Genomic DNA, 18,498 nt, shown 5'->3' with positions numbered 1-18,498 from the left:
AACGTGAATATTGAACATATTACATTGATCATCGTATTGCTCCCACTTGTTGGAGCGATTTGTGCTGGATTCTTCCGCAATCAAATAGGCCGGGTTGGAGCCCACTCAGTGACTATTGGGTTGGTTTTCATTTCATTTGTTTTGTCATGTTATGTTGCCTATCAAGTGCTAACGGGTAACATTGATATTTATAATGGTAATCTGTATGCCTGGGCAAGCGGTGGACAGTTGTTTCCTTACCATTTCCACATTGGCTTTTTAATTGATCCCTTAACCGTGGTCATGCTAACCATAGTAACGTTTGTCTCTTTTTTAGTTCATATCTATAGCATCGGCTATATGGCGGATGATGATGGCTATCAGCGCTTTTTTAGCTACATATCCTTGTTCACCTTTATGATGTTGATGTTGGTGTCGGCAAATAACTTTTTGCAATTGTTTTTTGGTTGGGAAGGGGTTGGTCTAGTTTCTTATTTACTGATCAGCTTTTGGTATACCAAAGAATCAGCGATTGCAGGTGGTTTAAAAGCATTCTTGGTGAATAGGGTTGGTGATTTTGGGTTTATTCTGGGTTTGGGATTAATTCTCGCCTACACCGGCACCCTCGACTACAAAATAGTATTCAACCATGCTCAATCCTTGGCTGGACAGACAATCTCATTATTCAATGATCATAGCTGGTCTCTTATCACGGTGATTTGTATATGCTTATTTATCGGAGCTATGGGAAAATCAGCACAAATTCCACTTCATGTTTGGCTGCCTGAGTCAATGGAAGGTCCAACACCAATTTCAGCTCTAATCCATGCGGCTACAATGGTTACCGCGGGTGTGTTCATGGTAGCTAGAATATCGCCTCTAATCGAATTATCCACAACGGCGCTGACCTTTGTGCTGGTGATTGGCGCAACAGGCGCTTTATTTACTGGGATTCTTGGTATTGTCATGAACGATATAAAGCGTGTGATTGCTTACTCAACTCTATCACAGTTGGGTTACATGATGGTTGCGATGGGTATTTCGGCATACAGCGCTGGTATTTTTCATTTATTAACACACGCTTGCTTTAAGGCCTTGCTGTTTTTAGCAGCGGGCTCAGTGATCATTGGCATGCACCATGAACAGGATATGCAGAAGATGGGTGGTTTATGGAAGAAAATGCCAATTACTTATGTTACCTTTTTGATAGGAAGTCTGGCTTTATGTGCTATCCCACCATTTGCAGGTTTTTATTCAAAAGACACAATTATTGAGGCCACCCATTTAAGTACCATACCAGGCAGCGGCTATGCTTATTTCTGTGTTGCCATTGGTGCAATGGTGACTGCCTTGTATACCTTTAGAGCGTTCTTTTTAACATTTCATGGCAAACCGAGGATGGATGAAAAAACATTTGATCATGTTCATGAATCCCCTTGGGTAGTGTGGTTGCCATTGGTGCTATTGGCAATCCCTTCCGTCATTCTGGGATATATTCTAATTGGACCGATGCTTTATAACTCACCGACTCTACTGTCAAAATCCATTTTCGTTCTGCCGGAGCATAATGTACTTACAACGCTAAAAGAAGAGTTTCACTCCCCACTTTCATCCGCCATCCATGCGTTTAGCAGCGAAATATTCTGGTTAACAGTCAGTGGCATTGTCATAACGTGGCTATTGTATATTGTTTATCCGTCAATCCCTGGAAGATTGTCGCACTATTTTTCGGTAATTTATCGAGTGCTTGTTAATAAATATGGGTTCGATGCATTTAATGACTTATTTTTTGTCAGGGGTGGCCGTGCAATTGGACAAATATTTTATAAAATTGGCGATAAAATCATGATAGATGGTGTTGTTGTCAATGGTACGGGGAAAACAATCCGTTGGTTTGCAGATAAAGGACGGTTATTACAAACTGGGTATCTTTATCATTATGCGACTTTTATGGTTTTGGGATTAATCGTTTTCTTAATTTGGCTCCTCCTGGGCTAATTCTAAGGTGAGGTTATGCATCATTTGCTCAATCTACTAATTTGGTTACCGATAATCGGTGGTGTTTTTGTTGCCTTAACTGGCGATGATAAGAATCCAAATATTTCACGTTATCTAACGTTATTTACAATTATTTTGACGCTGCTTATCTGTGTGCCCTTAATGATAGGGTTTGATCTGAATACATATAGTATGCAGTACATTGATGAAATTCCATGGCTTCCTATGCTGGGTATTAACTATAGTTTAGGTGTTGACGGTTTATCGCTGCTCATGATTGTGCTTTCAATTTTTACCAATTTGATTGTGGTCTTAGCCACATGGACGGGAATTGATAAACGGGTATCACAATATATGGCTGCATTTTTAATTATGCAGGGCTTACTCGTTGGAATTTTCTCTGCATTGGATGCCATTGTCTTCTATATTTTCTTCGAGGCAACCTTAATTCCAATGTATTTAATCATTGGAATATGGGGTTCTGATAATCGCGTGTATGCAGCAATCAAGTTTTTCTTATTCACGTTTATTGGCTCTGTATTATTGCTTGCTGCATTTTTGTATTTGGGTTATAACGCAGGTTCCTTCAAAATCGAGTCGCTTTATGCAATTAAGTTAAGCCTATCGGTCCAAACACTCATTTTCATTGCCTTTTTCTTTGGTTTTGCAATTAAAATCCCGATGTTTCCAGTGCACACCTGGTTGCCGGATGCTCACACGGAAGCGCCGGCGGGTGGTTCTATTGTTCTGGCGGCGATTTTATTAAAACTCGGCGCCTATGGTTTTATCCGTTTTGCTTTACCAATCGTACCCGATGCATGCAAACATTTTGCTTGGTTTATGATAGCGCTTTCCTTGATTGCCATCGTCTACATTGGACTCGTTGCCATCGTTCAACGTGATATGAAGAAATTGATTGCCTATTCGTCAATTTCCCATATGGGATTTGTCACGCTAGGCTGTTTTGGAATCTTTGCTGTGGCCTCTCATTCGGGTTTAAGTCAAGCCGGGTTATTGCTCGAAGGTGCTATCATGGTCATGATTTCACATGCGTTTGTCTCAAGCGGATTATTTGCGGGCGTAGGCTATATCTATGACAGGATGCATACTCGGGATATTCAACAGTTTGGTGGCGTGATTACAACCATGCCGATATTTGCCACCTTTATGATGCTATTTGCCATGGCCAATGCCGGTTTACCAGGCACATCCGGATTTGTTGGGGAGTTCATGGTAATCCTCGGCAGTATGAAAATTGGGTTTTGGGTAGCATTTTGGGCTGCAATGACATTGATATTGGGGGCAGCATACACATTATGGATGTATAAACGAGTGATTTTTGGCCCCGTAACAAACGAAAAAGTTAAAAAATTAAAAGATCTCAACGGGTTTGAAAGCGCAGCTTTTATCCTTCTGGCGGTAATGGTGATCGCAATGGGCGTCTATCCAAAACCAATGTTAAATTATGTGCATCAGACGGTCAGCCATACGTTAGCTGAAGCTGATAAATCAAAATCATAAATAGTGAGACTGTTCAATGGCAAACATACTTGGCAACTTTCATCTCGCATTACCTGAAATTGTATTATTAATCACAGCATGTATTGCACTTGTGTACTCATTATTTTCGAGTGACAGTAAACAAATCGGAACAATCGTCATCGCCGCAATAGGGCTTATTGTTTCAACTGCAATCAATATCCTTTTTATAGGGGACTACAAATATCTGGTCTTTTATAATTTATTTGTGTCCGATGATTTGGCTAATGTGATGAAAGTATTTATCCAAATTAGTGTGTTGCTCTCCCTCCTCTACTCCACTCGTTTTATGCAAGATAATAAAATTCAGATTGGGGACTATACGGTATTGGCACTATTCGCAACGATTGGCATGATGGTCATGGTGTCGGCCTATTCTTTGATAACGGTTTACATGGGATTAGAATTATTATCGCTACCACTCTATGCAATGACGGCGATACAACGGACGAATGATGATGCCTCAGAGTCGGCTTTGAAGTATTTTGTCATGGGTGCAATAGCCTCAGGCATGATGCTATATGGCATGTCATTGTTATATGGTGCAACGGGCTTTTTGCAGTTCGATCAATTATCGATGGCAATCAATAATAACTATCAGAGTCAAGCGGGACTGTTATCGTTTGCATTGGTATTTATTATCGCGGGATTAGGCTTTAAATTAGCAGCCGTTCCTTTTCACATGTGGGCCCCTGATGTGTATGATGGTGCGCCAACTGCTGTCACACTTTTTATCAGTGCTGGCCCGAAAATCGCGGCGATGGGGATTACATTTCGAATTTTAACCATCGCATTGCCCAATATCACGCCCCAATGGCAGCAATTGTTAATCGTCATGGCAATCTTGTCCACAGGGATTGGTAATTTACTTGCGATAGCGCAGGTCAATATTAAACGTATGTTAGCTTATTCTGCTATTTCCCATATTGGCTATGCCCTATTTGGGATAATTGCTGCAACGGCTGCTGGTTATGCCGCATCATTATACTATATTGTTACCTATGCACTGATGTCTGCTGCCGCATTTGGCATACTCGTCCTGATGTCGAATCAAGGTGTTAATGTTCATTTAATTGATGATTTAAAAGGGTTGAATAAACGAAGTCCTTGGCTTGCTTTTTTGATGTTACTTGTGATGTTTTCCATGGCAGGCGTTCCCCCTTTAGTCGGGTTCTTTACAAAGATGCTAGTCCTTAAAGCACTGATTGATGTTCAATTAACATGGATAGCTGTTGTCGGTTTGTTATTCGCAGTAATCGGTGCCTTTTACTATCTTCGAGTCGTCAAAGTGATGTATTTTGATGTGCCCAGCACTGAGAAGGCAATTTCCATCAATAAAGGGATGATGGTTTTGTATTCGATTAATTGCCTGTCACTTTTGTATTTTGGCTTATTTCCTTCTGGACTAATCAACATGTGTGTGCGTGCCTTCCAAGGATTTTAATGCATAGTCTCTACCCGTGATCGTTCAAAAAGCAGAAAACTCGCTATTTGAACGATCACGGGTATATATGCTGTTTAGCATGAGAGACGTGACCCAAAAAATAGAATCTAGACTAATTTTTTTATACAGTGAATCAAACTGTAAATGCCACAAGGTACACTTGATCAAAGCCCAATCTGGTTTTAATTTTAAATTAAACCGAGTATTTACTTGATTTTGCCTCGATGAAATCGTATAATTCGTGCAATTGATGCGGGGTGGAGCAGCCAGGTAGCTCGTCGGGCTCATAACCCGAAGGTCGTAGGTTCAAATCCTGCCCCCGCTACCACATATCAAACCCCTTTATGGGGTTTTTTATTACCCTAAATTTTATGCAGAACACTATGATGTTCTGTGGATTTGATGGAAATTGGGATGATCGATAAAAAGCTTGAAGAGCAAATAGCCTCAATCGTCGAACATTGTGGATACCAACTTTGGCATTGTGATTATTTACCACAAGGGAAACACTCGATATTGAGGGTTTTTATCGACCACGCTAATGGTGTTGGCCTGGGCGCATGTGAGCAGGTATCAAGGCAAATAAGCGCTTATTTGGATGTGGAGGACCCCATCTCAGGCTCTTATAGTCTTGAGGTATCTTCACCAGGATGGCCAAAGCCATTATATAAAGCGGCGCATTATCGTCAGTTTATTGGCAGAACAGTCGACGTGAAGGTGATGCAACCAATTGATAAAACAAGAAAATTTAATGGGATTATTGAGGCATTGGATGAGAACGCTAATCTAATATTGAAATTAGATAATGGTATACTCTCCATCGCACTTTCTAACATTGTAAAAGCGCAATTGACTGACTAAAGAGGCAACTATGAGTAAAGAATTGTTATTGGTCGCTGAAGCACTTTCAAACGAAAAAGGCGTCAGCAAAGAGGTTGTATTGGAAGCAATACAAGCCGCCCTTGAGTCAGCCACAAAAAAACTAAGTGTTGAAGATATCGCCGTCAGGGTTAAATTGGATCATAAAACGGGTGACTATGAAACGTATCGCTATTGGGACGTAGTGGAAAATGACGAGTTGGTTTCACCCGACAGGGAAATCCCATTAGACGAAGCGGTTAAGCGAGACCCTAACCTTAAAGTTGGTGAAAGAATTGAAGAGCCAATGGCATCCATTGAGTTTGGCCGAATTGCTGCCCAGTCAGCACGCCAGGTAATTATCAATACAGTGCGTAATGCAGAAAGGCAACAGATCATCGACCAGTATCGTTCCAAAATCGGTCAATTGGTTCATGGGACAGTGAAAAAAGTAACACGAGATAGCATTATCGTTGATCTGGGGAGCAAAGCTGAGGCAATTATGCCAAGATCTGAAATATTGCCAAATGAAATATTTCGAATCAATGATCGCGTTCGCGCCTATCTCTATGATATTGTGGAGCAACCACGAGGACCACAAATATATCTTAGCCGAAATAGGAAGGAAATGTTGATGGAACTATTTCGAATTGAGGTGCCAGAAATTGGCGAAAACATCATTGATCTAAAAGCTGCGGCTAGAGAGCCTGGTGTTCGTGCCAAAATTGCAGTTAAAACCAATGATGGTCGAATCGATCCCGTTGGGGCATGCGTTGGTATGCGTGGAGCTCGGGTCCAAGCTGTGTCGAATGAGCTAGCAGGTGAGCGAGTCGATATTGTTTTATGGGATGATAACCCCGCACAATTCGTCATTAATGCGATGGCACCAGCTGAAATTGCATCCATTATCATCGATGAAGATAGTAAAACAATGGATTTAGCTGTTGAGCCTGAGCAATTATCGCAAGCAATTGGTCGAAGTGGCCAAAATGTGCGATTAGCCAGCCAGTTGACTGGTTGGACGCTGAATGTAATGACCACGGAAGATTTCGAGAAGAAAAACAAAGAAGAAACCGATAAAGTGGTTGAGATGTTCGTTGAATCATTGGATGTTGATGCAGAAATTGCTGCGGTTTTAGTGGCTTATGGGTTTTCGACTTTGGAAGAATTAGCCTACGTCCCGCGCGAAGAATTAGCTGGCATTGAAGAATTCGATGATGAAATCATTGATGAACTGCGCAATCGCGCCAATGATACACTGTTGACTAAAGCTTTAACTTCGGGTGGTGAATTATCAGGAACGCCCGACGATTCGCTATTAACGATGGAAGGCATGACCAATGAGCTTGCGATGAAGTTAGCGTCTAAGGGTATAACGACCATGGAGGATTTAGCTGAACAGTCTGTCGACGAAGTTCTCGAAATTGAAGATATCGGTTCAGAAAAAGCGGCGGCATTAATTATGAAAGCTCGTGAGCCTTGGTTCAAGTAGGATAACCAAGATGAAACAATATATGATTTAGGGTAACCGCATTTGCAGCCATGAAAAAAATTCGATAAGAAACCCTAGGCTGGCATCTGCTAACCTGCACCTGTTAAGATAGAGAGTTGTGGTGAATACAACAATTAATAACAATAGGAAAGTGGGATTTGTAAACTACCCGAAAATAGATTTAGACCGGCGGTTGAGGAATGATATAAGACTATCTTTACTGACCGGAATAACCAGTTAAGCGTTTAGGGGATTAAAAATATGGCAGATGTAACAGTTAGACAATTAGCACAACAAGTGGGGATCCCCGTTGAACGTCTATTGATGCAACTGAATGAAGCGGGTGTGAGCATTGACTCAGAAAATGCTTCGGTCACTGAAGATCAAAAAAAGACATTATTGAACTATATCAAGTCAGGGGGCGTTGCTGGTGCAGGTAAAGCGCCCAGCAAAATCACATTACGGCGTAAGAGCGTGAGCACGGTTACGCTGGGACAAACCCATACCACAGGCGCAAAAACCCACTCACCTGGTAAAACAATCAACGTTGAAGTACGCAAAAAACGTACCTACGTTCAACGACCAACTGAGATAGATGAGCCAGAAGAAATTAAGCAAGTTGAAGATATTATTGAAGGGAGTGCGAATGAGCATGCCGAACTAGCTCAAGAAGAAATGGCACCGGAAACGGTTGTTGCCGATCAGGCAAAGGACAAAGAGGAGACATTGCTTGAGGTAAGCGAGGAATCCAAAGAAACAGCTGTTGAAGATGCATCGGGGCAAGAGGTAGTCGAAGCAGAAGCCAGTGATTCTGAGACGCCTGGAGCAGTTGCTTATGAGGAAGCTCCACAAGCGGAAGAGCCAAGCATTGGGGAGCCTGTGGTTGAAGCGTCTGAGCCAGCTGAAACCGATAAATCGCATCGAAAAGAGGGCGATAAAAGCAGAGCGGACCATAAAAAATCGCGCAAAAAAGCCAAACATCATGGTCGAGATGAAGATGATGATGATTTTGAAATTCCGTTTAAAGGCAAACGCCATAAAGGCAAAAAGCGAAAGCATTTAGACAATGAAAAATCTGAAAAACTACGCCAGGCAGAAGAGTCACTGACTCAAGGTTTTGCAATGCCGACAGCGCCAATGGTTCGAGAAGTGCATGTCCCTGAAACCATCACGGTTGCAGAGCTTGCCAAGCGAATGTCAGTCAAAGCGGCTGAATTAATTAAAGCACTCATGGGATTAGGTGCAATGGCTACTATTAACCAGGTCATTGATCAGGACACGGCAATTATTTTAGTCGAGGAAATGGGGCATAAACCCGTCGTATTAAAAGCAGATGCCATTGAAGATAGGCTAGGCGATTCAATCAATCTAGGAAGCAATGTTGTTGAAAGAGCGCCCGTTGTAACAATCATGGGACACGTTGATCATGGCAAAACATCCTTGCTTGATTATATTCGACGAACCAAAGTGGCATCTGGTGAAGCTGGCGGTATTACGCAACATATCGGTGCTTACCATGTGACCACACCAAAAGGCGAAATTACATTCCTAGACACACCCGGTCACGCAGCATTTACCGCCATGCGTGCACGCGGTGCCCAAGCCACAGATATTGTTATTCTCATTGTGGCTGCCGATGATGGTGTTAAACCTCAAACCATTGAAGCAATTAAACATGCTAAGGCCGCAGAGGTGCCAATAATTGTCGCAGTTAATAAAATGGATAAGCCAGAAGCGGATCCAGACAGAGTTATGAATGAATTATCGGCTCATGAAGTTATTCCTGAAGCTTGGGGTGGAGACACCATGTTTGTCAAAATATCAGCTAAATCAGGATTAGGGATTGATGAGTTATTAGATGCCGTTTTACTACAGTCCGAGGTATTGGAGTTGACAGCGTCCACAGACGGTTCTGCAAAAGGCGTTGTTATTGAGTCACGATTAGACAAAGGACGAGGTCCAGTGGCTACTGTGTTGGTGCAGAGTGGCACGCTTCATAAGGGAGATATTTTATTAGCTGGGTTCCAGTATGGTCGCGTACGGGCTTTAGTTAGTGATAACGGGTCGCTAGTCGATGAGGCGGGGCCTTCCATTCCAGTTGAAGTCTTGGGATTATCATCAGTGCCCCATGCTGGTGATGAGGCAATCGTTGTTTCAGACGAGAAAAAGGCACGCGAAGTCGCTTTGTTCCGGCAAGGAAAATTCCGCGATGTGAAGCTAGCTCGCCGTCAAAAGAATACGCTAGAAGGTATTTTCGAAAATATGGCCGATGCAGATGTGAAGACCCTCAACATTGTATTAAAGGCCGATGTTCAAGGATCGGTTGAAGCGATTTCTGATGCATTGGTGAAACTGTCAACGGATGAAATCAAGGTGGAAGTTGTTTCCAACGGTGTGGGCGGAATTACGGAATCCGATGTGAATTTAGCATTAGCATCGGAAGCTATTTTGATCGGGTTCAACGTGCGTGCAGATGGGGGCGCTAAAAAATTAGCAGAGGCAGAGGAAGTTCCATTACATTACTACAGCGTCATATATGACATTGTTGATCAAATTAAAGCAGCTATGAGTGGTATGCTTTCCCCACAATTTATAGAAGAAATTGTTGGAATTGCCGAAGTTCGAGATGTTTTCCGCTCACCTAAATTAGGCGCTATCGCAGGTTGTATGGTGGTTGAAGGCGTGGTTAAGCGAAATAATCCAATTCGCGTATTGCGTGATAATGTCGTGATTTATGAAGGCACACTTGAATCTCTAAGACGCTTTAAAGATGATGTACTTGAAGTTCGTCAAGGAACCGAGTGTGGTATCGGTGTGAAAAATTATAATGATGTGAAGCCAGGCGACCAAATAGAAGTCTATGAAACCGTTGAAGTGAAACGTACAATATGAGCGCATCATTTAAAAGAACCGATCGCATTGCTGAGTTGATGTTAAGAAAGTTATCAACGTTAATTCAGCAAGAGATAAAAGATCCGAGGTTGACGGCGATGATCACGTTATCCGGGGTGCACGTCACGTCGGATTTAAGTTATGCCAAGGTTTATTTCACGGTATTAAACGGTGATGAGCATGAGACAAAACAAATCTTAAATCAAGCGGCACCCTATTTACGTTCAGTGCTAGCGAAATCTATGACAACGAGAAAAGTACCTGAATTAACCTTTGTTTATGACACATCGATTGAGTATGGCAAAAAATTAAGTAAATTAATCGATGATGTGAATCCTGATGATGACCAAGAGACACGATAAGCAACCCATTTCTGGCATTTTATTACTCAATAAGCCGCAGGGAATCACCTCAAACCACGCTTTGCAGAAAGTTAAACATCTATACCAAGCCCAAAAAGCAGGCCATACCGGAAGTCTTGACCCCATGGCAACGGGTATGTTGCCTATTTGTTTTGGTGAGGCCAGCAAATTTTCTGGTTATCTATTAGATGCGGACAAAATATACTTGGCAACGGCAAAAGTTGGCGAGGCAATGGATACAGGCGATGCAACGGGGAAAATAATAGCGACCAATGAGCATGTCAATCTTGACGCCAAGGCATTGGAATTAGCCTGCGAGCAGATGATAGGAACGAGTGAGCAAGTACCCCCCATGTACTCGGCATTAAAATTCAAAGGTCAACCATTATATAAGTTGGCTCGCCAAGGTGTCAGTGTTGAACGCAAGCCAAGGAAAATCAGAATAAATCAGATTAAAATAACCGAAGTACAATCAGAAACGTTTTCATTTTCCGTTCGTTGTTCAAAAGGGACTTATATCCGTACCTTGATCGAGGATATTGCCGCCAAGCTAGGGTATTATGCCCATATGACTGAGTTGCATCGTATTGCAACTGCAGGCTTTGAATCCATGCCAATGTATGAGCTTTCTCAGTTAACTGAAATGACTGACAGTGAACGTCAGGTGTGCTTATTACCCATTGACAAGGCTGTTAGTCATTTGTCCTCTATTCTTGTTGATAAGAGCGAACTCGTTCGTTTGCAAAAGGGGCAGCAAATTGAACATGCCTTGGCGAATGCTAATTGTATTTATCGATTGATATGCGATGAACAGTTCTATGGTTTGGTCATTGGCATCTCAACAGGCTTATTAGCTGCCCATCGACTACTTGCCTATCGATTTTAACAGCGGGCACTGAGGTGCTAGTCCCGTATGTCGAATTATTTGATAGAGCTACTTGTTATTTTGCTATCTAATTGGTAGAATGCTGCTCTTAAAATTATTTGTATGATATTAGGAGTAAAGCATGTCGCTCAATAGCGCACAGAAAGCAGAAATTCTTAAAGAAGCCCAAAAACATGATAAAGATACGGGTACACCTGAAGTACAGGTTTCTTTAATGACTGCACGCATAAAATACTTAACAGAACATTTTAAAGAACACAAAAAAGATTTTCATTCGCGCCGTGGATTACAGGATTTAGTCAGTAAGCGTAGAAAGTTATTGAAATATTTGAAGCGAGTAGACAGTGCTCGTTATCAAGACTTAATTAAAAAACTTGGCTTGCGTGATTCATATTAATAATTGTAACAATTTATTGATATGAATTCGATGACAATGAGGCAGGCACTTTGTTTAGGCTTATTAATATAAATCAACCGATACACCAAAAAAAGGCGCCTAGTTGCGCCTTTTTTTTTGCATATACTGAATTGAATAATAGAGAAAGAGGAATAATTTGTGAGTAAAATTATTAAAAAAATGTCCTATGGTGATCATGAGTTGGTCATTGAAACGGGCGAAATTGCAAGGCAGGCTGATGGTGCTGTTTTTATCAATATGGGTGGCACGCAGGTTTTAGTAACCGTCGTAGGCAGAAAAGAGGGTGCTGAGAAAAATGATTTTTTCCCCTTGACCATTAACTACCAAGAAAAGTCCTATGCTGCTGGTAAAATCCCAGGTGGTTTTAATAAACGAGAAGGCCGACCAAGCGAACATGAAACATTAACATCACGTTTGATTGATAGGCCATTACGACCCTTATTTCCGGAAGGATTTATGAATGAAGTGCAAGTCATTGCCACAGTCATGTCATTAAATCCAGATGTGCAAGCAGATGTTGTTGCCATGATTGGCGCATCAGCTGCTCTGGCCATTTCCGGTATCCCCTTTGATGGACCAATTGGCGCAGCTCGCGTTGGTTATCGTGACGGTGTTTATACGCTGAACCCTGGCTTTAAGGATATAGAAAGCTCTGAGCTAGATTTGGTTGTTGCTGGAACAGACGATGCCATATTAATGGTTGAGTCAGAAGCTAAAGAGCTCAGTGAAGAAGTCATGCTCGGCGCAGTTATGTATGGCCATGAAATGATGAAATCGGTTATTCAAATGATTAATGAGTTGGCCAAAGAGGTTGGCAAACCTCGTTGGGATTGGAAGCCATTAGAGAAAGATAATACCGTTCTTGAGTCTGTCAAATCGCATGCAATGGCGGATATTGTTGCCGCCTACGAAATCCGTGATAAGCAATCGCGTTATCAAAAATTAGGTGAAATTCGCCAAAAAATGGTTGAACAGCTTTGTCAGCCAGAAACATCGGAAGTGGCTGAGCAAGATGTTGCTGAAGCGATGATGACACTTGAAAAGCAACATGTGCGGGAACAAATATTGGCCGGTGAGCCCCGAATCGATGGGCGGGACACGGTGAGCGTTCGACCCATTCAGATCAAAACAAAATTCCTGGAAAGAGCGCATGGTTCTGCCGTGTTTACCCGAGGAGAAACCCAAGCAATTGTAGCGGCAACACTTGGTAATGAGCGAGATGCTCAAATACTTGATAGCATTAGTGGCGAAAGTAAAGATCGCTTTATGCTCCATTATAATTTTCCCCCATTTTGTGTGGGAGAAACAGGCATGGTTGGCAGTCCAAAGCGTCGTGAAATTGGCCATGGTCGATTGGCGAAACGGTCTTTAGTGGCAGTTGTCCCAAATGCAGAAGAGTTCCCCTACGTATTGCGTGTGGTATCTGATATTACAGAGTCTAATGGCTCAAGCTCAATGGCGACTGTGTGTGGTACAAGTTTGGCATTAATGGATGCCGGCGTTCCATTAAAAGCACCGGTTGCTGGGGTTGCAATGGGATTAATCAAAGAAGGCGATCGATTCGCCGTATTAACAGACATTCTTGGTGATGAAGATCACCTCGGTGATATGGATTTTAAAGTGGCAGGTACGGAGTCTGGCGTAACGGCTTTGCAAATGGATATCAAGATCACTGGCATTACGCAAGAAATTATGTCAAAAGCATTAGATCAGGCAAAAGCAGGTCGGTTGCATATCTTAGGCGTCATGTCGAATGCATTGCCTGCTCACCGTGACGAATTATCCAAACATGCGCCGCGTATTATCACAATGAAAGTCCCTGAAGATAAAGTGCGTACGATTATCGGTAAGGGTGGTGCCACCATTAAAGGGTTGATTGACAGCACTGGGGTTAGCATTGATATCGATGATAAAGGCACCGTTCAATTGTTCTCATCGGATTCGGATGCAATGGAAGAGGCTCAAAAGCAGATAAAAGAACTGATTGCTGAAGTTGAAGTGGGCCAAACCTACCATGGAACAGTTAGTAAAATTGTTGATTTTGGTGCATTTATTAACTTACTGCCTGGCAAAGATGGTTTATTACATATTTCACAAATCTGTGAAGATCGAAATAAGAAGGTGGATTCAGTTTTATCCGAAGGTCAAAAGATCACGGTGTTTGTGGCTGGAATGGACCGTCAAGGACGTGTGAAATTGGAATGGCCGGAAAAGCCAAAATCAAATCCAGCGACTGAAGCGTCTGAGGCCATCGAAAGTGACATGGAAGAAACGTTCGATTTACCGCCTGAATCAGAAGAGTAAAATGTAGGAAATTAATTAGTACTAGAAATGCAAAGGGCCCTCATGGGCCCTTTTTGCAGGATCAAAAAATAAAAGTGCATAAATCCTCGCATTTTGAATGATCACGGGTATATTTTACCGTTTTGCCACAGACAGGCCTTTCAAAATGGTTAATGCAGCATAAAGCTGATAGTCTTCTTCCATCAAATTTTTGCCGTCCGCGGAAGGAGATGATTTTTGCGTTTCTTCCGCTTCACCATTGCCATTGAGAAGGTGACCATTTAAGGATGCTTCATTAAATTTCTCACTTGAGGCTTCATTTTTTGAAACCTTTAATGGCTCAATCAAGATATCAGGGATAATGCCTTTGGCTTGAATGGATTCCCCTGATGGCGTGAAATACAGCGCCGTAGTTAATTTAATGGCTCGCTTACTATCAAGCGGTAGCACTGTTTGCACAGAGCCTTTGCCAAAGCTCTTTGTTCCAAGAATGATTGCACGTTTATTGTCTTTTAATGCACCAGCAACAATTTCAGACGCTGAGGCTGAGCCGTTATTGATAAGAACGATCAACGGTGCTTTGTCTAATACATCCCCGGGATTCGCTAAGGCGGTAAATTTACTGCCTGGAAGACGGCCTTGCGTGTACACAATCATTTCTTCCTCACCTTGCTTGTCATTATTAATGAAAGCATCAGAAACTTGAATGGCGGCATCGAGTAATCCACCAGGATTGTTTCGTAAATCAAGAATCACACCTGTCAGCGGTCCATTGGCTTCTTGTTTTAATTTCTCAATATGCTCAAGCATATCTTGGCCTGTACTGGCTTGGAACTGGGTGATTTGAATGTAGCCGTATTTATTTTCCAATAATTTACTTTTAACACTTTGTATGAGAATATTTTCACGGATAATCGAAAACTTTAATGGCTCCGACTCACCTTTTCTCAGGATAGTTAGATCAATGGCTGTTCCCTTTTTTCCGCGCATAATTTGCACAGCATCTTGTAAGCTCAAGCCTTGAACTGATTTTTTGCCAAGTTTGACGATATAGTCACCTGCTTTAATCCCAGCACGATAGGCTGGGCTATCAACAAGGGGTGTAACCACTCTAACGGCACCATTTTCCATGGTGACCTCAATGCCTAATCCACCAAATTCACCGCTGGTTGAGGAACGAAGATCATTATAAGCGGCTTCATCAAGGTAGGCCGAATGAGGATCAAGCCCATTTAACATACCACGAATGGCATTATCAAATAGCTCCTTATCATCCGTTGGCTTAACATAGTATCGCTTAATTTGGTTGATTGCGTTGGAAAAGCGTTGAACATCTTCCATTTGAATAGGCTCCGGATCTGCTTCCGATTCAGCAGCGAGCAAAACGGTGCTGGGCAACATCAGCCCAAACGTTAACACTCCCACGAGCATATAGTTTACGTGTCGTTTAGCCTTCATATTGGTTCCCCCTGCGTGGTACAGCTTGTTCTTCTTATTAGGACCCTTGGTCAAAAATGAACAGTGCCTGTTTTAATCAGCATCATTATGAAAGATAGCATTAACTCAACCAATTTATAGGAGAAATCGCTTTTCCATGGTGCCTTATTTCAAAGTATAGACCGTTTTCACGAAGTCCACCGCTATGACCAACTTCTGCAATTTTTTCACCACTATCTACCCATTCTCCCTTTCGCTTAGTTAAGGCTTGGTTGTGGGCATAAAGAGTCATATAACCATGGCCATGATCAATAATTAATAATAATCCGTACCCTTTTAACCAATCGCTAAAAACAATTTTTCCGGGATGGATGGCAGTCACAGCGGTTCCTTCTTGGGCAAAGAATGCCAATCCTTGGTTTATGGGTTTAATGGCTTTCACCATCACGGGTACAGGTCTTGGTAGGTGATGGCGTTTGCTGGCAAATGGCTTTCTCTGGGAAATTTTGTCTTGTTTCGTAAGCTGGTCGATCACATGACTTAGGCCAGCTTGGTTGTCTTTATATTCTTTCAATTGTTGGGATTGTGAGGTGATTGTTTGCGTCAGTTGATTAATAATGTGATGTTGCTTTTTTTGCGTTGATTCGAGAATAGATTGCTTATTGGATAGATTTTCTTGCAGTTGTTTGTCCTCAGCGATTCGATCGTTAAACTCTGTCTTTTTTTTATTTAATTGCGTCTTTTTATCGTGGATTGATTGTATGCTCGCTTGTTGAGCATGAATGAGGTATTGATAATAGGTTAATATTTGACTAAGTTCGCGCTTGCTACCCGGGGATAATAACCATTTTATTGGTTGGTGAGTATCAACCAAATAGCGTGAGCGAATTTGTTGAGACAATCCTTTTTGCTCTATTTCTATCTGTTCATTGAGTTTTTTAATTTGCTGACTAAGCTGAATGATTGATTCATTATTTTGCCGAATATGATGATCTAATTGGCCTTTTTGTAGAATAAGCTGGCCAATTTTTTTATCTTGAATGGATAGTTCTGTCTGCAATGACGAGCGTTTCTGTTTAGCTTGATTTAAACTTTTTTCAGTATGACGGATTTGTTTGTCTAATTGGGCGAGTTGTTGTTTTGTTTGTGATAGTTTATTTGCATAACAAGGGATTGAACCAAATGACCCATATAAAAGAAATATAACAGTCCATGTTAAGCGATATTTAAGCATCATGCGTGGCTTCCAGTAATATGTTACCAGTCATTTCAGTGGGCGGCTCAATGTCTAATAATGACAGAATTGTTGGGGCAATATCAATTAAGCTACCCCCATCACAATTAAAACGAGCCCCTTTTCCGATATAGAGTAAAGGCACTTTTTCGCTTGTATGCGCCGTGTGGGCCTGCCGTGTAGCCAGATCGTACATCTGTTCAGCATTGCCATGATCGGCTGTTATTAAAAGACATCCGTTGGTTTGATTTATGGCATGGTCAAGTTGGATAAAGCAGTTGTCCAGTGTTTCAATGGCTTGAATGGTTGCCTCGATATTACCTGTATGCCCTACCATATCAGCGTTCGCATAATTGCACACTATCAAATCATAATCATTACCCGTGATGGCGTCGACTAAGGTTTCCGTGATTAATGAGGCACTCATTTCAGGTTGCAGGTCATAGGTAGCTACTTTCGGGGACGGTATTAATATGCGATCTTCACCCTGGAATATTGCTTCAGTGCCGCCATTGAAGAAAAAAGTGACATGGGCATATTTTTCCGTTTCGGCAAGCCGAAGTTGTTGCATGTTTTCTTTGGCGACCAATTCACCAAGCGTATTTTGCGGTTGTTGCGGTGGGAAAACCACGAGGCTTGGAATTTCTGTGCTATAACGAGTCATGGTTAAAAAGGCCGATAATGTAATCCGTTTGTTGCTGATATCATGTTCGTGGGGATTCAGTAAGCATTGACATAGTTGTCGGGCTCGGTCAGCACGGAAATTATAAAAGAAGAAAGCATCACCGTCTTTTAAAGGAGCTGGCTCACCAATTTGAGTGGGTGGAATGAATTCGTCATACACCTTGTTGTTATAATTGGTTTCAATGGCCTGTTTGGCCGTATTCGCATGATAAAGTGCTTCGCCCAAATAGATGAGTTTTGCGGCGGGAGCGACTCTTTCCCACCGCTTATCTCGGTCCATGGCATAATACCGCCCGCACACGGAAGCAATGCGACCAATAGGGAATTGTTTTAGTAGATTGTTAAGTTTTTCAATGCTTGCCAAGGCACTTTGGGGGGGCGTGTCTCTACCATCAAGAAAACAATGAATCAGCACTCGATGAAATTCCATTTGGTGACAAAGTTTGAGGGTGGCAAACAAGTGTTGCTCATGGCTGTGAACACCGCCTGGGGATAGTAATCCCGCTAAATGCAAGGAACCACCATTTTCCTTGAGGGTATTAATGGTATTCACCAAAGCAGGTCGATTGAAAAAACTACGATCTTCAATGGCTAAATTAATTCGGCTTAGATCTTGGTAGATAATCCTACCCGCCCCGATATGCATATGACCGACTTCAGAATTGCCCATTTGCTCATCTGGCAAACCGACGCTGTGTCCTGAGGCGGAGAGTAATATATGTGGATAGGTAGCCCACCATTGGTCCCATTGGGGTTTGCGGGCTTGTGCAATAGCATTATGGTCCGGATCTTGTCGAAATCCCCAACCATCTAAGATTAATAAGACGACAGGTTTTTTATTAAGCATTGTGATGTCATGTACGAAGAAATATATTTCATTATAACGAGTTTACTTTGTTCTGTTAACAACAGGTTTCCTAAATAAGGTGACTCGGATAAAAAATACCAGCGATGTTCTCTAACACTATGATTTTTTTTGCGAACGGTATAAA

General features: G+C 42.0%; 13 protein-coding genes and 1 tRNA gene. 11 read left to right on the top strand and 3 right to left on the bottom strand.

Annotated features, from left to right (window positions below):
- The first annotated feature begins 3 nt into the window (after positions 1 to 3).
- The 11 genes from nuoL (at position 4) to pnp (ending at position 14,172) form a co-directional block, all read left to right on the top strand.
- Complete coding sequence (gene nuoL / locus AB3348_RS12590; RefSeq protein WP_367607947.1) at positions 4 to 1,977, top strand: NADH-quinone oxidoreductase subunit L; 1,974 nt, start codon at positions 4 to 6, stop codon at positions 1,975 to 1,977.
- A gap of 15 nt (positions 1,978 to 1,992) precedes the next feature.
- Complete coding sequence (locus tag AB3348_RS12585; protein WP_367607946.1) at positions 1,993 to 3,498, top strand: NADH-quinone oxidoreductase subunit M; 1,506 nt, start codon at positions 1,993 to 1,995, stop codon at positions 3,496 to 3,498.
- A gap of 16 nt (positions 3,499 to 3,514) precedes the next feature.
- Positions 3,515 to 4,960, top strand: a complete 1,446-nt coding sequence (nuoN, locus tag AB3348_RS12580; protein ID WP_367607945.1) for an NADH-quinone oxidoreductase subunit NuoN — start codon at positions 3,515 to 3,517, stop codon at positions 4,958 to 4,960.
- Positions 4,961 to 5,211: 251 nt separating this feature from the next.
- A tRNA-Met gene (locus AB3348_RS12575) sits at positions 5,212 to 5,288 on the top strand.
- Between the two features lie 86 nt (positions 5,289 to 5,374).
- A complete protein-coding gene (rimP, locus tag AB3348_RS12570) occupies positions 5,375 to 5,821 on the top strand; it encodes a ribosome maturation factor RimP (RefSeq protein WP_367607944.1) in 447 nt (148 codons plus the stop codon).
- 10 nt (positions 5,822 to 5,831) lie between these two features.
- Positions 5,832 to 7,310 carry a transcription termination factor NusA gene (gene nusA / locus AB3348_RS12565; RefSeq protein ID WP_367607943.1) on the top strand — a complete coding sequence of 493 codons (1,479 nt, stop codon included), beginning with the start codon at positions 5,832 to 5,834 and terminating at the stop codon, positions 7,308 to 7,310.
- A gap of 261 nt (positions 7,311 to 7,571) precedes the next feature.
- The gene (gene infB, locus AB3348_RS12560; RefSeq protein ID WP_367607942.1) at positions 7,572 to 10,202 is read left to right on the top strand and encodes a translation initiation factor IF-2; all 2,631 of its coding nucleotides are present in this window, start codon (positions 7,572 to 7,574) and stop codon (positions 10,200 to 10,202) included.
- Positions 10,199 to 10,564 (top strand): 30S ribosome-binding factor RbfA, encoded by a 366-nt coding sequence (gene rbfA, locus AB3348_RS12555; protein ID WP_367607941.1) that lies wholly within the window; start codon positions 10,199 to 10,201, stop codon positions 10,562 to 10,564. The genes infB and rbfA overlap by 4 nt, the downstream gene beginning before the upstream one ends.
- Positions 10,542 to 11,450 carry a tRNA pseudouridine(55) synthase TruB gene (gene truB / locus AB3348_RS12550; protein ID WP_367607940.1) on the top strand — a complete coding sequence of 303 codons (909 nt, stop codon included), beginning with the start codon at positions 10,542 to 10,544 and terminating at the stop codon, positions 11,448 to 11,450. The genes rbfA and truB overlap by 23 nt, the downstream gene beginning before the upstream one ends.
- A 121-nt stretch (positions 11,451 to 11,571) precedes the next feature.
- Positions 11,572 to 11,847: a 30S ribosomal protein S15 gene (gene rpsO / locus AB3348_RS12545; protein ID WP_367607939.1), complete on the top strand. Its 276-nt coding sequence runs from the start codon at positions 11,572 to 11,574 to the stop codon at positions 11,845 to 11,847.
- A 159-nt stretch (positions 11,848 to 12,006) separates the two neighbouring features.
- On the top strand, positions 12,007 to 14,172 hold the full coding sequence (gene pnp, locus AB3348_RS12540) for a polyribonucleotide nucleotidyltransferase (protein WP_367607938.1): 2,166 nt from the start codon (positions 12,007 to 12,009) through the stop codon (positions 14,170 to 14,172).
- A gap of 114 nt (positions 14,173 to 14,286) precedes the next feature.
- On the opposite strand, the gene AB3348_RS12535 is transcribed toward pnp, so the two are convergent.
- The 3 genes from AB3348_RS12535 to gpmI all read right to left on the bottom strand — a co-directional run bounded on the left by AB3348_RS12535 (position 14,287) and on the right by gpmI (position 18,353).
- On the bottom strand, positions 14,287 to 15,552 hold the full coding sequence (locus AB3348_RS12535; RefSeq protein ID WP_367607986.1) for a S41 family peptidase: 1,266 nt from the start codon (positions 15,550 to 15,552) through the stop codon (positions 14,287 to 14,289).
- A gap of 157 nt (positions 15,553 to 15,709) precedes the next feature.
- A complete protein-coding gene (locus AB3348_RS12530; protein ID WP_367607937.1) occupies positions 15,710 to 16,825 on the bottom strand; it encodes a murein hydrolase activator EnvC in 1,116 nt (371 codons plus the stop codon).
- The gene (gpmI, locus tag AB3348_RS12525) at positions 16,815 to 18,353 is read right to left on the bottom strand and encodes a 2,3-bisphosphoglycerate-independent phosphoglycerate mutase (RefSeq protein WP_367607936.1); all 1,539 of its coding nucleotides are present in this window, start codon (positions 18,351 to 18,353) and stop codon (positions 16,815 to 16,817) included. The genes AB3348_RS12530 and gpmI overlap by 11 nt, the downstream gene beginning before the upstream one ends.
- Positions 18,354 to 18,498 lie beyond the last annotated feature (145 nt).

Origin of the sequence: Legionella sp. W05-934-2, assembly GCF_964199965.1 — a bacterium.
GTDB lineage: Bacteria > Pseudomonadota > Gammaproteobacteria > Legionellales > Legionellaceae > JAFIFT01.
The sequence above is the reverse complement of the archived record's forward strand: the minus strand, read 5'-3'. Positions and strand labels throughout refer to the sequence as shown.